We start from the raw sequence: 13,717 nt of genomic DNA, 5'->3' as shown, positions 1-13,717 counted from the left end.
GCGAAAGCCACTACCTCAATACTGATATCGCAATGTCGCATGGGCCAATGCATTGACTGCAAACAGGCCCAGCAGGCCGGTTATGGCCGGTACGATCAGCCACCATACTTTTGCCGACATGGCTGGCAACGGCGTCTGATGCTGGATGAGGGTCAGGCTTGCGGCACAGATACAGAACGCCAGCATCATCCCGGCCAGGATATCCGTCGGCCAATGTACCCCCAGATAAACCCGTGACAAGGCAATGGCCAGCGCTGGAACCCCGCCCAGCAGCAGCCAGGTCAGGCGCAGCCTGATCGGTTGTCCACGTCCGGCCAGTACCGCCAGTGTCATGAACAGCGCAAACGCAGCCGAGCTATGTCCGCTGGGCATGCTGTAGGTGGTCAGAGGGTCGAGCAGTACGTCCGGACGGGCGCGGCCAAAAAACGTTTTGAGCGTGCCGTTCGCCACGGCTGTGCCCAGTGTTGTGGCGAGTGCGAAGGCGGCGTGGCGCCATTGCCGGGCTATCAGCAGAACAATGATCAGCAGTGCTGCAGCGAGCAGTTGGGCTTTGAAGTCGCCAATGCTGGTGACCAGCAGGACGATATTCTGGGCCGTCGCGCTGCGATGCTCCTGGACAAGCGTCATCAGGCCCTGGTCAAAATGGTTCAGGTACGGCCAGCCGATCAGCAGTCCGGCCAGCATCAGCACGCTCAACAAGGCAATCACCTTGGTCGCATGGCGCTGCTTGCGGATGCTGCTTTGAATGCTCAGCCCGAACAGAATGGCCAGGCCCGCGCCAATGAATGCGGCTTCGCTCCAGAAACCCTCAGGCAATGGCAGGCGAATGGCCGCGCCTGCTGCCCAGCCCGGCATCAGGTAAACGATCGACCAACCAGCGGCTGCGATGATGCTGACGATGGCAAAGCGCGGGAAGGGCATGTCGAACATGCCCGCAATCATGGGCAGCATCGGGCGCAACGGACCGATGAAGCGACCCACCAGCAGGCTGGCGATGCCGTAGCGATGGAAGTAGGTTTCTGCGCCCGTCAGCCATTCCGGGTGCTGACGCAGGCCGGGTAACTGGCGGATATTCTGATGGAAGTGCTTGCCGATGAAGTACGACACTGCATCGCCCAGCAGGCCCCCGAGAAAACCCAGCAGCAGCACTTCGCTCAACGACAGAATGCCGCTGCCCGCCAGTGCTGCGATGGCGAACATCAGAACAGTGCCTGGCACGACGATCCCGGCAATCGCGACACACTCGATGAATGCCACCACGAATATCGCTATCGCTACCCACGACGGGTTCGCGGTCAACCAGCCAGTAATGCCATCGAGCAGTTCGCCCATGGATCAGTTTCCTTGAGGGATTAGAAAATAGTCGCGGCCTTCGACCTGACCGCGACGTAGTGGGTTCCGCGTGCAGAAGCGGGCGTATTCGGCATCGACGAAGCGGTACATCAGGTGCTCGTCGCGGCCATGGGGAATTCCCAGGCGAGTGGTTTGAACGATGAGCTTCGGCGTCTGGCCAATGTCTTCGACAAGCAGCTTTTGCGGATCGAAGCGCCTGGCGTCCCAGACCGGCACTTTCAGGCCCATGGCCTTGCACAGCAGCGTCTGGCCTGCGCACAACCGCTCCGGTGCGCGAAAGGCGCCGCTGGCATCCGGGTTGTTCAATTGCATCTGTGCCAGGGCATTGGCATCACTGAGTTCATCGACCCAGGCAAAGCCAGACTTGATCAACACGGCATTGCCCGGCCCTTCGGCGCTGAAGTTCAGCGAGTCTCCGCCACGGGCGTAATACATGTAGATGTGCCCGCCATCCAGAAACAGCGCCTTGCGTTTTTCGGTGTAGCCCAGCGAGGCATGGCTGCCTTTTTCGGCACAGTAATAGGCTTCGGTTTCAATGATGCGCGCTGCCAGCCACAGCTCACCGACCTTGTGCCGGATGACCTTGCCCAGAAGATCGCGGGCCAGGACCTGGGCATCTCGATGGAAAAAGCTGTCGGCAAGAGCAACGGGCATAGGCGGACACATGAAGTGAGAGGGCGCAGATCATAACAAGCGCTGTCTTAAATGCAGCTGAATGTACCTTGAAGGCCAACTTTGTTGTTTCTGGAAATGACAAAAGTGCAGGTTTACTCGCAATCTTTCATCGTGAAGGGCCGTATGAGGGTGAAATAAGCCCGACATGGTCATTTTTTGCACTGTTATCGACCATCCGCCTGTCTGCGCTGTCGTTCGTGCGGCGTGACAGCTATAATCGGCCGCTTTCTTATCTGCCAAGACCTCTGAGACCATGAGTGAGTCCGTTCTTGACTACATGACCCGCCTGGGTCGCGCCGCCCGCGAAGCTTCGCGAGTGATCGGTCGTGCCAGCACTGCGCAGAAGAACCGCGCTCTGCAGGCCATTGCCGCCGCTCTGGACGAAGCCCGCGCCGAGTTGTCCGCCGCCAACGAGCTTGACCTGAACGCAGGTCGCGCCAATGGCCTGGCTCCCGCCATGCTCGAACGCCTGGCCCTGACCCCCGCACGTATCGACAGCATGATCGTCGGGTTGCGTCAGGTTGCCAGTCTGCCGGACCCGGTTGGTGCAATTCGCGACATGAGTTATCGGCCTTCGGGGATTCAGGTCGGCAAGATGCGTGTGCCGCTGGGCGTTGTCGGAATCATCTATGAGTCGCGCCCGAACGTGACCATCGATGCCGCGAGCCTGTGCCTCAAGTCCGGGAACGCGACCATCCTGCGCGGTGGCTCCGAGGCCATTCACTCCAACCGTGCGGTGGCTGCCTGCATCCAGCGCGGTCTGGCCGAGTCCGGTCTGCCTTCGGGTGTGGTGCAAGTTGTCGAAACGACAGACCGCGATGCCGTGGGCGCGCTGATCACCATGCCCGAGTATGTGGACGTCATCGTGCCTCGTGGCGGCAAGGGGCTGGTGGAGCGTGTCAGCCGTGACGCCCGTGTGCCGGTCATCAAGCATCTGGACGGCATCTGCCATGTGTATGTCAGTGCCTATGCTGATTTGCCAAAGGCTCAGAACATCGCCTTCAATGCCAAGACCTATCGTTATGGCATCTGCGGCTCGATGGAAACCCTGCTGGTGGATCAGGCCGTGGCTGCCGAGTTCCTGCCTGCAATGGCTGCCCGCTTCCATGAAAAGGGCGTCGAGTTGCGTGGCTGTGAGCGCACCCGCGAACTGATCGATGCGATTCCTGCGACCGAAGAAGACTGGCACACCGAATATCTGGCGGCGATTCTGTCGATTCGTGTGGTAACCGGTCTGGACGAAGCCATCGAGCATATCAACCACTATGGTTCGCATCACAGCGATGCCATCGTTTCCGAGCAGCAGGGCCAGATTCGCCGTTTCATGGCGGAAGTCGACTCCAGCTCGGTGATGATCAATGCCCCGACCTGTTTCGCGGATGGCTTCGAGTACGGTCTGGGTGCAGAGATCGGCATTTCTACTGATAAGCTGCATGCCCGTGGCCCTGTCGGCCTGGAAGGCCTGACCTGCGAGAAATACATCGTGATCGGTGACGGTCAATTGCGTGGCCAGGAGCCTGCCTGACTTGAGCGAGCCCGTAGCAGCCTTGCCCAGACGTATCGGCATGCTGGGGGGAACGTTCGACCCGGTACATATAGGTCATTTGCGCGGCGCACTGGAAGTGGCCGAGCTGCTTGAACTCGATGAGTTGCGCCTGACGCCCAGCGCCAGGCCGCCACATCGCGACATGCCGAGTGTGACTGCACAGGATCGTCTTGCGATGGTCCGGTGTGCGGTGGCCGGTGTGTCACCCTTGACGGTGGATGACCGTGAGCTGAAACGGGATAAACCGTCGTACACCATCGACACTCTGGAATCGATGCGGGCCGAACTGGCCGCAGAGGACCAGCTGTTTCTGTTGTTGGGCTGGGATGCCTTTTGCGGGCTGCCCACCTGGTATCGGTGGGAAGAACTGCTGGAGCACTGCCATATCGTGGTGCTGCAACGCCCGGACGCGGACAGCGAGTCGCCTGATGCCATGCGCAACCTGCTGGCGGCACGCGCAGTCAGCGATCCGAAGGCCCTGAAAGGGCCGGGTGGACACATTACATTCGTCTGGCAGACGCCGTTGTCGGTGTCTGCCACCCAGATCCGTCAACTGCTGGCCAGCGGTAAGTCGGTACGTTTTCTGGTGCCAGACGCGGTACTGGCCTATATCGATGTGCACAGGCTTTACTGTGCGCCGAACACTGATGGGACGCTCTGAAACTGCTTTTATAGATAAGCGTTTGGGCGTTTCCACACATATGAGCTGAATGAGTTTTTTATGACAAAGCAAAAACTGAGTAGTGAAGAAGTCGTAGCACTGGCAACGGCTGCACTGGAAGACGTCAAAGGGTCGGACATTCTGGCACTCGACGTGCGCGACAAGACCAGCATCGCTGATTACATGCTGATCTGCACCGGTACTTCCAACCGCCAGCTCAACGCGCTGGTTGATAACGTGCGCGAGAAGGTCAAGGCTGCCGGCCTGATGCCGCTGAGCGAAGAAGGCAAGGGCGACAGCGACTGGGTTCTGCTGGATCTGGGTGATGTCGTCGTTCACGTGATGACCGCTGCTGCACGCCAGTTCTATGACCTGGAGCGTCTGTGGCAAGGTGCCGAGCAGAGCCGTGCAGCCAGCGCTGCGCACCACACTCCGGGCCACGAATAAGGCATCGCTGTGCGTCTGCGCCTGATCGCTGTTGGTTCGCGTATGCCCAAGTGGGTGGAAGAGGGTTGGCATGAGTACGCCAAGCGTCTTCCTTCCGAACTTGCGCTTGAACTCGTGGAAATTCCGCTCAATACCCGTGGCAAGAACGCCGACGTGGCACGCCTGATCCGTCAGGAAGGTGAAGCCATGCTGGCCAAGGTGCAACCGGGTGAGAGGATCGTCACGCTTGAAGTGCAGGGCAAACCCTGGAGCACCGAACAGCTGGCGAGCGAGCTTGACCGCTGGCGTCTGGATTCGCGCACGGTAAACCTCATGGTCGGAGGGCCGGAAGGTCTTGCTCCAGAGGTTTGCGCACGCAGCGAGCAGCGTTGGTCGCTGTCACCACTGACCTTGCCGCACCCGCTGGTGCGTATCCTGATCGGTGAGCAGATATATCGCGCCTGGACAGTTCTGTCCGGGCACCCTTATCACAAGTAGCATTGCCTTTACTGTGAACGCGCCCTAGATGCCTCAGCCGATCCGCCTAAAAGACCATGAAAAAGACGCACGTCTGGTGCGCAGCAGGGTCGTGTTCGGGGCAGTGGCCATCATGTTGCTGGTGTGCGTCCTGATTGCACGCCTGTATTTCCTTCAGGTCATTCAGTACGACTACCACTCGACACTTTCGGAAAACAACCGCGTTCACGTCCAGCCGATTCCTCCGAGTCGCGGCCTGATCTTCGACCGCAACGGGGTTGTGGTTGCCGATAACCGGCCAAGTTTCAGTCTGAGCATGACCCGCGAGCGTGCCGGCGAGTGGTCCAAGGTGCTCGACACCATTGTCGAAGTGCTGCAACTCACGCCCGATGACCGCATCATCTTTGAAAAGCGCATGAAGCAGGGGCGTCGGCCATTCGAGCCTGTGCCCATCCTGTTCGAGCTGACCGAAGAGCAGATTGCCCTTATTGCCGTGAACCAGTTCCGCCTGCCCGGCGTCGAGGTGGTGGCGCAACTGGTCCGGCACTATCCCCAAGGGCCGCACTTTGCGCATTCGGTCGGTTACATGGGCCGGATCAACGAGAAAGAACTCAAGGGCCTCGATCCCGTCAACTACAGTGGCACGCACCATATAGGCAAGACCGGTATCGAACGTTTCTACGAAGACGAACTGCATGGTCAGGTCGGTTACGAAGAGGTCGAGACCAACGCCCGTGGTCGTGTCTTGCGTGTTCTCAAGCGCACCGATCCGATTCCCGGCAAGGACATTGTCCTGAGCCTGGATATCAATCTGCAGGAAGCGGCCGAAGCTGCGCTGGGTGGTCGTCGTGGTGCCGTGGTGGCGCTGGACCCCAATACCGGCGAGGTTCTGGCGATGGTCAGCGCCCCGAGTTTCGATCCGAACCTGTTCGTCACCGGCATCAGCTTCAAGGCTTACGCCGAGCTGCGCGACTCCATCGACCGACCGCTGTTCAACCGTATCCTGCGTGGTCTTTATCCACCGGGCTCGACCATCAAGCCTGCGGTCGCGATTGCCGGGCTGGATGCTGGTGTCGTGACGCCGGGCTCTCGTGTATTCGACCCCGGTTATTACCAATTGCCGAACTATGACCACAAATACCGCAACTGGAACCGCACCGGTGATGGCTGGGTTGATCTGGATGTGGCGATCATGCGTTCGAATGACACCTACTTCTATGATCTTGCGCACAAACTCGGCATTGACCGGCTGTCCAGCTACATGAACAAGTTCGGGCTCGGGCAGAAAGTGTCCCTGGACATGTTCGAGGAGTCTCCAGGCTTGATGCCGTCCCGGGACTGGAAGCGGGCGACCCGGCGTCAGGCGTGGTTCCCTGGCGAGACGCTGATTCTCGGGATCGGGCAGGGCTACATGCAGGCCACCCCGCTGCAACTGGCCCAGGCGACTGCGCTGGTTGCCAACAAGGGCAAGTGGAACCGGCCGCATCTGGCCAAGAGCATCGAAGGCAAGGCGCCGGTGGATGATAACCCTATGCCGGACATCATCCTGCGCGATCCGGCCAACTGGGCCAGGGTCAACCACGGCATGCAGGAAGTGATGCACGGTGCGCGGGGTACGGCGCGCAAGGCTTCCATTGGTGCGCAATACCGGATCGCCGGTAAAAGCGGTACCGCTCAGGTTGTCGCGATCAAGCAGGGTGAAAAGTATGACCGCACCAAGGTTCAGGAGCGTCATCGCGACCACGCCTTGTTCGTGGGCTTCGCGCCAGCCGACAACCCCAAGATCGTCGTGGCTGTGATGGTGGAGAACGGTGAGTCCGGCTCTGGCGTCGCGGCTCCTGTGGTCCGTCAGGTGATGGATGCCTGGCTGCTCGACCAGAATGGCGCACTCAAGCCTGAGTACGCCGGCTCCCTGAATCCGGAGGCTGCGGCCCGTGAAGAGTAATTTCGACCGCATCCTTTCCAGCGAAGATGTGATGCGTCGCCGTGCGACCTTTCTGCAGCGTATTCATATCGATGGCCCGTTGCTGGTCATCCTGCTGACTCTGGCGGCGGGCAGCCTGTTCGTCCTGTATTCGGCCAGTGGCAAGAACTGGGACCTGCTGATCAAACAGGCCAGTTCATTCGGTATCGGGTTGACCGCAATGCTGGTCATCGCCCAGTTCGAGCCGCGTTTCATGGCGCGCTGGGTGCCCGTTCTGTATGTCATGGGCGTGCTGTTGCTGGTGGTGGTGGATGTGATGGGGCACAACGCCATGGGCGCTACCCGCTGGATCAACATTCCAGGGGTGATCCGTTTCCAGCCATCGGAGTTCCTGAAAATCATCATGCCGGCGACCATCGCCTGGTATCTGTCCAAGCGGACCTTGCCGCCGCAGCTCAAGCATGTCGCGGTAAGCCTGGGGCTGATCGGGGTTCCTTTTGTGCTGATCGTGCGCCAGCCTGACCTGGGCACCTCCTTGCTGATCCTGGCTTCCGGTGCTTTTGTGCTGTTCATGGCCGGGCTGCGCTGGCGCTGGATCATCAGCGTGCTGGCCGCTGCCGTGCCAGCGGCTGTCGCCATGTGGTTCTTCTTCATGCACGACTACCAGAAGCAGCGGGTACTGACCTTTCTCGACCCGGAAAGCGACCCGCTGGGCACGGGCTGGAACATCATCCAGTCCAAGGCGGCCATTGGCTCCGGCGGTGTATTCGGCAAGGGCTGGCTGCTGGGCACCCAGTCGCACCTGGACTTCCTGCCTGAAAGCCACACGGACTTCATCATTGCGGTGCTGGGCGAAGAATTCGGGCTGGTGGGAATCTGTGCGCTGCTGGTCATCTACCTGCTGTTGATCGGGCGTGGTCTGGTCATCACTGCGCAAGCCCAGACCCTGTTCGGCAAGTTGCTGGCCGGGGCGCTGACAATGACATTTTTTGTTTATGTATTCGTCAACATCGGTATGGTCAGTGGCCTGCTGCCGGTTGTAGGTGTACCGCTGCCTTTCATTAGCTATGGCGGAACTTCGCTCGTGACGCTGCTGTCAGCGTTTGGGGTTTTGATGTCGATCCATACACATCGTAAATGGATCGCTCAGGTTTGATTAAGGTGAAGAATTCAATGCAGGTAGTTCGCAACTGGGCTCGATATGCTCCGGTGGTCGGTCTGGTGAGCGTTCTTGGAACCGTACAAGAGGCTATCGCTGGCGACTACGAGGGTTCTCCTCAGGTAGCCGAATTTGTCGGTGAGATGACTCGCGAGTACGGTTTTGCCGGCGAACAGTTGATGAGCGTGTTTCGCGAGGTCGAGCGCAAACAGCCTATTCTCGATGCCATTTCCCGCCCGGCCGAACGGGTCAAGCAATGGAAAGAATATCGTCCGATGTTCATTACCGATGCCCGTATCGCGCGTGGCGTCGATTTCTGGCGTCAGCATGAGGCTGCTCTGGCCCGTGCCGAGCAGGAATATGGTGTGCCTGCGCAGATCATCGTGTCGATCATTGGCGTCGAGACCTTCTTTGGCCGCAACACCGGCAACTATCGGGTAATCGATGCACTGTCCACGCTGGGCTTCGACTATCCGCCCCGCGCCCCGTTTTTCCGCAAGGAACTGCGCGAGTTCCTGCTGCTGGCGCGTGAACAGCAGGTCGATCCTCTGACCCTCAAGGGTTCCTACGCCGGTGCGATGGGGCTGCCGCAGTTCATGCCGAGCAGCTTTCGTGCTTATGCCGTGGATTTCGACGGTGACGGGCATATCAATATCTGGACCGATCCGGACGATGCCATCGGCAGCGTTGCCAGCTACTTCAAGCGCCATGGCTGGGTGGCCGGGCAGCGTGTCGTCAGTCGTGCTTCGGCACGTGGCAGTCGGGTCGATGAGGGGCTGAGCCCTGGCCTGGACCCGATCATGTCGGTCGGGGAGTTGCGAGGTCTGGGCTGGGCGAGTCATGATGCGCTGCGCGATGACCTGCCTGTCACGGCATTTCGCCTTGAAGGCGAGCAAGGCCCCGAATACTGGATGGGGCTGAACAATTTTTATGTAATCACCCGTTATAACCGCAGTGTGATGTACGCCATGGCCGTGTATCAGCTGTCTGAATCGTTGGTTCAAGCTCGAGGCGTGAAGTAATGCGGCCATTGCCGATTCGTACACCTTTGAAATTGCTGGCTTATGCGGGGCTGGCATTGCTTATGGCAAGTTGCTCGTCCACTTCGCGTTCGCCACAGCAGAGCGGCACAGCCGTGCGTTCTGCACCAGGGCTGGATATCAACCGCGCGCACAAGGACGGGGCTCCCTGGTGGGATGTCGATGTCTCGCGTATCCCCGATGCCACGCCAACTGTCCACACCGGTGCCTACAAGGCCAACCCTTACACGGTACTGGGCAAGACCTATTTCCCGATGAGCGAATCCAAACGCTATGTCGCCTCGGGTACGGCTTCCTGGTATGGCACCAAGTTTCATGGCCAGAACACCGCCAATGGCGAGGTCTATGACCTGTATGGCATGAGCGCCGCTCACAAGACCCTGCCGCTGCCCAGTTATGTCCGGGTGACCAACCTGGACAACAACCGCACGGTGATTCTGCGTGTCAACGACCGTGGGCCGTTCTACTCCGACCGGATCATCGACCTGTCCTACGCGGCCGCCAAGAAGCTCGGTTATGCCGAAAGCGGTACTGCGCGGGTCAAGGTCGAAGGTATCGATCCACAGGAATGGTGGGCGCAACGTGGTCGTCCGGCGCCCCTGGCGCTTGATCAGCCACAAGTCGTGGCTCAGGCCGCTACGCCAGCGTTTACAGCCTCTACCGGGACTGTCGAGCAATACACACCGCCGCCCCAGCAACACGCTGCGCCAGCCGTGCCTTTGCAGGCTGACGCAAAAAAAAACGCTTCCGGACAAGCCTCTGGGCTATTTCTCCAGGTGGGAGCCTTCGCGAATCCAGACGCTGCCGAGCTCCTGAGGTCGAAACTGAGCGGGATGGTTCGGGCACCGGTTTTCGTGAGTTCGATAGCCCGCAATCAACAGACGCTTTATCGGGTCCGGATGGGGCCGATAGGCACGCAGGGTGAAGCCCAGCAATTGCAGGATAGTGTCAGATCGGCCAACCTTGGTCAGCCGAGCCTTGTAACACTGGATTGAATGAACAGTCGTTCTTGGCGGTATGAAGAGCGATTTGCAGTGGCCCGCAATGCGGACTTGCCGTCAGAGCAAGTGTTGCAGGCACTGCCCGCAGGATCGTGTGTCGAACAGGCGATCTTGTCAGCCAGGGCTTTAGCCTGGCGCCACGGGCCGCAGTGAAGTGCATGCGCTTCGCCGGCCTGTTCCGCTTTGCCCGTGAGGGCATGTTTGCCCATTAGCAATTTCGAGAGACGGATGAACATCACCACCTTTGCAAAACGTTTGTGCCTGCTTGTGCCACTGATTATCGCCCCGGCTGCCTGGGCCGCAGAACAGATGACGCCTGCTGCGCCGCAACTGGCCGCCAAGTCCTACGTGCTGATGGATGCCTCCAGCGGCAACGTTCTGGTTGAAAACAATGGTGATCAGCGCCTGGCTCCTGCGAGCCTGACCAAGCTGATGACTGCCTATATCGCGACCCTGGAAATCCGTCGCGGCCAGATCGGCGAGAACGATCCGGTGACCGTCAGTGAAAACGCCTGGCGTACAGGCGGTTCCCGGATGTTCATCAAGGTTGGTAGCCAGGTGACGGTCAGCGACCTGCTGCACGGCATTATCATCCAGTCGGGTAACGACGCCAGCGTTGCAGTTGCCGAGCACATTGCCGGCAGCGAAGACGCTTTCGCCGACATGATGAACAAGACTGCTGGCGATCTGGGCATGACCAACAGCCACTTCATGAATCCGACCGGCCTGCCGAACCCTGAGCACTATTCGTCTGCTCATGACATGGCAACGCTGGCGCGCGCCATCATCCACGAAGACCCGGCTCACTACGCGATCTACTCGCAGAAAGAGTTCTTCTGGAACGGCATCAAGCAGCCTAACCGCAACCTGCTGCTGTGGCGCGACAAGACCGTCGACGGCCTGAAAACCGGTCACACCGAAGAAGCCGGCTACTGCATGGTGTCCTCGGCAGTGCGTGACGGCATGCGTCTGATCGCCGTGGTGTTCGGCACCAACAGCGAGCAGGCTCGTGCGGCTGAAACCCAGAAGCTGCTGACCTACGGTTTCCGTTTCTTCGAAACCCAGAACTTCTACCAGAAGGGCACCGAGCTGGCCCAGGCGTCCGTCTGGAAAGGCACCACCCGTCAGGTCAAGGCCGGTCTGGCAGAAGACCTGAGCATGACCATGCCCAAAGGCGACATGAAGAAACTCAGCGCCAGCATGACCATGAACCCGCAACTGGTTGCGCCAATTGCCAAGGGTGACGTGATCGGCAAGGTTGAAGTGAAGAAGGAAGACAAGGTTGTGCATACTGCCAACCTCATCGCACTGGAAGCTGTCGAGGAAGGTGGTATTTTCCGCCGCGTGTGGGATAGCATTCGCCTGTTCTTCTACGGCTTGTTCAACTGACCTTCTAGTAATCAATGCCGACCTTCTCGCGACCTGCTTTCTGAGCGGGTCGCGTGTCCGTCGTCACGGCTTGTGAGACCTTTACTGCCATGACCGATACCGACGTCAAGTCGCACAAAATCGAATTCCCCTGCGATGACTACCCGATCAAGGTGATCGGCGACACCAGCGTGGGTTTTACTGCTGCGGTGATCGAGATTCTCGGCAAGCACGCGAAGATCGACGTCTCCACGCTCGCCGAGCGTCAGAGCAGCAACGGCAAGTACACCACCGTACAACTGCATATCGTCGCCACCGGCGAAGACCAGTTGCGCGATATCAATAGTGCTCTTCGCGCTACGGGTGTCGTGCATATGGTGCTCTGATGGGCGAAATCCTGGGCTTTCGTGATCTTGGGCTGATCGATTACGAAAGCGCCTGGCATGCCATGCAGCGCTTCACCGATGGGCGTGACCGGAACACCGCCGATGAAATCTGGCTGGTGCAGCATTCACCGGTCTTTACCCAGGGACAGTCCGGCAAGGCGGAGCATTTGCTGTTGCCGGGTAATATTCCTGTCGTACAGGTCGATCGTGGCGGCCAAGTGACCTATCATGGCCCCGGCCAGCTGGTTGCCTATCTGTTACTCGATGTCAGGCGCCTTGGATTTGGGGTTCGTGATCTGGTCACCCGGATCGAAAACACCCTTATCGCCTTGCTGGACAGTTATGGGGTGACGGCGGCGGCCAAGGCCGATGCCCCAGGCGTATATGTCGACGGCGCGAAAATCGCGTCTCTCGGCCTGCGTATTCGTAACGGTTGCTCATTTCATGGACTGGCGTTGAACGTCGACATGGACCTGGAGCCGTTCCGCCGCATCAACCCCTGTGGATATGCCGGGCTGGCAATGACCCAGTTGCGCGATCACGCAGGGAAGATGGAATTTTCCGAGGTAAGTGCCCGGCTGCGTGCGCAGCTCGTCAAACACCTCGACTATGCTGAGCAGGCGACCCTTACGGGCGGAATAGAATGATATGACTGACACCGTGCAAACCCTGATCCCGACGCTGGATGTTTCCGAGCGCGCCCCCCGTCCGAAAGTCGAAGCGGGCGTGAAGCTGCGCGGTGCTGAAAAAGTCGCACGCATCCCGGTCAAGATCATCCCGACAGTTGAACTGCCCAAGAAGCCTGACTGGATTCGCGTCCGGATCCCGGTTTCCCCGGAGGTCGACCGTATCAAGCAATTGCTGCGCAAACACAAGCTGCACAGCGTTTGCGAAGAGGCATCCTGCCCGAACCTGGGCGAGTGCTTCTCTGGCGGCACCGCGACCTTCATGATCATGGGTGACATCTGCACCCGTCGCTGCCCGTTCTGCGACGTCGGCCATGGCCGTCCGAAGCCTCTGGACACCGACGAGCCGAAGAACCTGGCGGTGGCGATTGCCGATCTGCGCCTCAAGTACGTGGTTATCACCTCGGTGGACCGCGACGACCTGCGCGACGGCGGTGCGCAGCACTTTGCTGACTGTATCCGTGAAATCCGTGCCCTGTCGCCGAATGTCCAGCTCGAAACCCTGGTCCCGGACTACCGTGGCCGCATGGACGTAGCGCTGGAAATCACCGCCGCCGAGCCGCCGGATGTGTTCAACCACAACCTGGAAACCGTGCCGCGCCTGTACAAGGCTGCGCGTCCGGGTTCGGATTACCAGTGGTCATTGACCCTGCTGCAACGTTTCAAGCAGATGGTGCCGCACGTGCCGACCAAATCCGGGCTGATGCTGGGTCTGGGTGAAACCGACGACGAAGTCATCGAAGTCATGCAGCGCATGCGTGAACACGATATCGACATGCTGACCCTTGGTCAGTACTTGCAGCCTTCGCGCAGCCACTTGCCGGTCCAGCGTTTCGTGCATCCGGACACCTTCGCCTGGTTCGCCGAGGAAGGTTACAAGATGGGCTTCAAGAACGTGGCTTCCGGGCCGCTGGTGCGTTCGTCGTATCATGCAGACGAACAGGCCAAGATTGCCAAGACACTGCTCTGACGGGCATTTGACAGGCAATGAAAAACGGGCCGGATAGTGATATCC

General features: G+C 59.4%; 14 protein-coding genes. 12 read left to right on the top strand and 2 right to left on the bottom strand.

Annotation, left to right across the window (positions count from 1 at the left end):
• Positions 1-15: 15 nt before the first annotated feature.
• The gene (locus Q6A51_RS20230) at positions 16-1,332 is read right to left on the bottom strand and encodes a bifunctional DedA family/phosphatase PAP2 family protein (protein WP_201018660.1); all 1,317 of its coding nucleotides are present in this window, start codon (positions 1,330-1,332) and stop codon (positions 16-18) included.
• A gap of 3 nt (positions 1,333-1,335) precedes the next feature.
• Positions 1,336-2,007, bottom strand: coding sequence for a DNA-3-methyladenine glycosylase (locus Q6A51_RS20225; RefSeq protein ID WP_201018661.1), 672 nt, complete (start codon positions 2,005-2,007; stop codon positions 1,336-1,338).
• A 274-nt stretch (positions 2,008-2,281) separates the two neighbouring features.
• Here Q6A51_RS20225 and Q6A51_RS20220 point away from each other — a divergent pair, with 274 nt between their 5' ends.
• From Q6A51_RS20220 to lipA, 12 genes are all read left to right on the top strand, one after another.
• Positions 2,282-3,553 carry a glutamate-5-semialdehyde dehydrogenase gene (locus tag Q6A51_RS20220; RefSeq protein ID WP_201018662.1) on the top strand — a complete coding sequence of 424 codons (1,272 nt, stop codon included), beginning with the start codon at positions 2,282-2,284 and terminating at the stop codon, positions 3,551-3,553.
• A gap of 22 nt (positions 3,554-3,575) precedes the next feature.
• A complete protein-coding gene (nadD, locus tag Q6A51_RS20215) occupies positions 3,576-4,235 on the top strand; it encodes a nicotinate-nucleotide adenylyltransferase (RefSeq protein ID WP_201007140.1) in 660 nt (219 codons plus the stop codon).
• 60 nt (positions 4,236-4,295) lie between these two features.
• Positions 4,296-4,682 (top strand): ribosome silencing factor, encoded by a 387-nt coding sequence (gene rsfS / locus Q6A51_RS20210; RefSeq protein WP_201007093.1) that lies wholly within the window; start codon positions 4,296-4,298, stop codon positions 4,680-4,682.
• A gap of 9 nt (positions 4,683-4,691) precedes the next feature.
• A complete protein-coding gene (gene rlmH / locus Q6A51_RS20205) occupies positions 4,692-5,159 on the top strand; it encodes a 23S rRNA (pseudouridine(1915)-N(3))-methyltransferase RlmH (protein WP_025261972.1) in 468 nt (155 codons plus the stop codon).
• 28 nt (positions 5,160-5,187) lie between these two features.
• A complete protein-coding gene (gene mrdA / locus Q6A51_RS20200) occupies positions 5,188-7,083 on the top strand; it encodes a penicillin-binding protein 2 (RefSeq protein WP_201007095.1) in 1,896 nt (631 codons plus the stop codon).
• Between the two features lie 31 nt (positions 7,084-7,114).
• Positions 7,115-8,218: a rod shape-determining protein RodA gene (gene rodA / locus Q6A51_RS20195; protein ID WP_201018804.1), complete on the top strand. Its 1,104-nt coding sequence runs from the start codon at positions 7,115-7,117 to the stop codon at positions 8,216-8,218.
• Positions 8,219-8,223: 5 nt separating this feature from the next.
• On the top strand, positions 8,224-9,243 hold the full coding sequence (mltB, locus tag Q6A51_RS20190) for a lytic murein transglycosylase B (protein ID WP_374005052.1): 1,020 nt from the start codon (positions 8,224-8,226) through the stop codon (positions 9,241-9,243).
• Complete coding sequence (locus Q6A51_RS20185; protein WP_201007099.1) at positions 9,243-10,256, top strand: septal ring lytic transglycosylase RlpA family protein; 1,014 nt, start codon at positions 9,243-9,245, stop codon at positions 10,254-10,256. Before mltB ends, Q6A51_RS20185 begins: the two co-directional genes overlap by 1 nt.
• A gap of 234 nt (positions 10,257-10,490) precedes the next feature.
• A complete protein-coding gene (locus tag Q6A51_RS20180) occupies positions 10,491-11,651 on the top strand; it encodes a D-alanyl-D-alanine carboxypeptidase family protein (RefSeq protein ID WP_201007101.1) in 1,161 nt (386 codons plus the stop codon).
• An 89-nt stretch (positions 11,652-11,740) separates the two neighbouring features.
• Positions 11,741-12,016: a DUF493 domain-containing protein gene (locus Q6A51_RS20175; RefSeq protein WP_025261966.1), complete on the top strand. Its 276-nt coding sequence runs from the start codon at positions 11,741-11,743 to the stop codon at positions 12,014-12,016.
• On the top strand, positions 12,016-12,663 hold the full coding sequence (gene lipB / locus Q6A51_RS20170) for a lipoyl(octanoyl) transferase LipB (RefSeq protein WP_304575576.1): 648 nt from the start codon (positions 12,016-12,018) through the stop codon (positions 12,661-12,663). Before Q6A51_RS20175 ends, lipB begins: the two co-directional genes overlap by 1 nt.
• A 1-nt stretch (position 12,664) precedes the next feature.
• Positions 12,665-13,672: a lipoyl synthase gene (gene lipA, locus Q6A51_RS20165; protein WP_236124366.1), complete on the top strand. Its 1,008-nt coding sequence runs from the start codon at positions 12,665-12,667 to the stop codon at positions 13,670-13,672.
• Positions 13,673-13,717 lie beyond the last annotated feature (45 nt).

Origin of the sequence: Pseudomonas serbiensis, from assembly GCF_030580745.1 — a bacterium.
Taxonomy (GTDB): Bacteria; Pseudomonadota; Gammaproteobacteria; order Pseudomonadales; family Pseudomonadaceae; genus Aquipseudomonas; species Aquipseudomonas serbiensis.
The sequence above is the reverse complement of the archived record's forward strand: the minus strand, read 5'-3'. Positions and strand labels throughout refer to the sequence as shown.

Bases quoted from the DNA above. Each gene is read 5' to 3' on its own strand.
- Q6A51_RS20225 (WP_201018661.1), bottom strand. From the start codon at position 2,007: ATGCCCGTTGCTCTTGCCGACAGCTTTTTCCATCGAGATGCCCAGGTC.
- Q6A51_RS20230 (WP_201018660.1), bottom strand. From the start codon at position 1,332: ATGGGCGAACTGCTCGATGGCATTACTGGCTGGTTGACCGCGAACCCG.
- rsfS (WP_201007093.1), top strand. From the start codon at position 4,296: ATGACAAAGCAAAAACTGAGTAGTGAAGAAGTCGTAGCACTGGCAACG.
- Q6A51_RS20175 (WP_025261966.1), top strand. From the start codon at position 11,741: ATGACCGATACCGACGTCAAGTCGCACAAAATCGAATTCCCCTGCGAT.
- mrdA (WP_201007095.1), top strand. From the start codon at position 5,188: ATGCCTCAGCCGATCCGCCTAAAAGACCATGAAAAAGACGCACGTCTG.
- rodA (WP_201018804.1), top strand. From the start codon at position 7,115: ATGCGTCGCCGTGCGACCTTTCTGCAGCGTATTCATATCGATGGCCCG.
- Q6A51_RS20220 (WP_201018662.1), top strand. From the start codon at position 2,282: ATGAGTGAGTCCGTTCTTGACTACATGACCCGCCTGGGTCGCGCCGCC.
- lipB (WP_304575576.1), top strand. From the start codon at position 12,016: ATGGGCGAAATCCTGGGCTTTCGTGATCTTGGGCTGATCGATTACGAA.
- Q6A51_RS20185 (WP_201007099.1), top strand. From the start codon at position 9,243: ATGCGGCCATTGCCGATTCGTACACCTTTGAAATTGCTGGCTTATGCG.
- Q6A51_RS20180 (WP_201007101.1), top strand. From the start codon at position 10,491: ATGAACATCACCACCTTTGCAAAACGTTTGTGCCTGCTTGTGCCACTG.
- lipA (WP_236124366.1), top strand. From the start codon at position 12,665: ATGACTGACACCGTGCAAACCCTGATCCCGACGCTGGATGTTTCCGAG.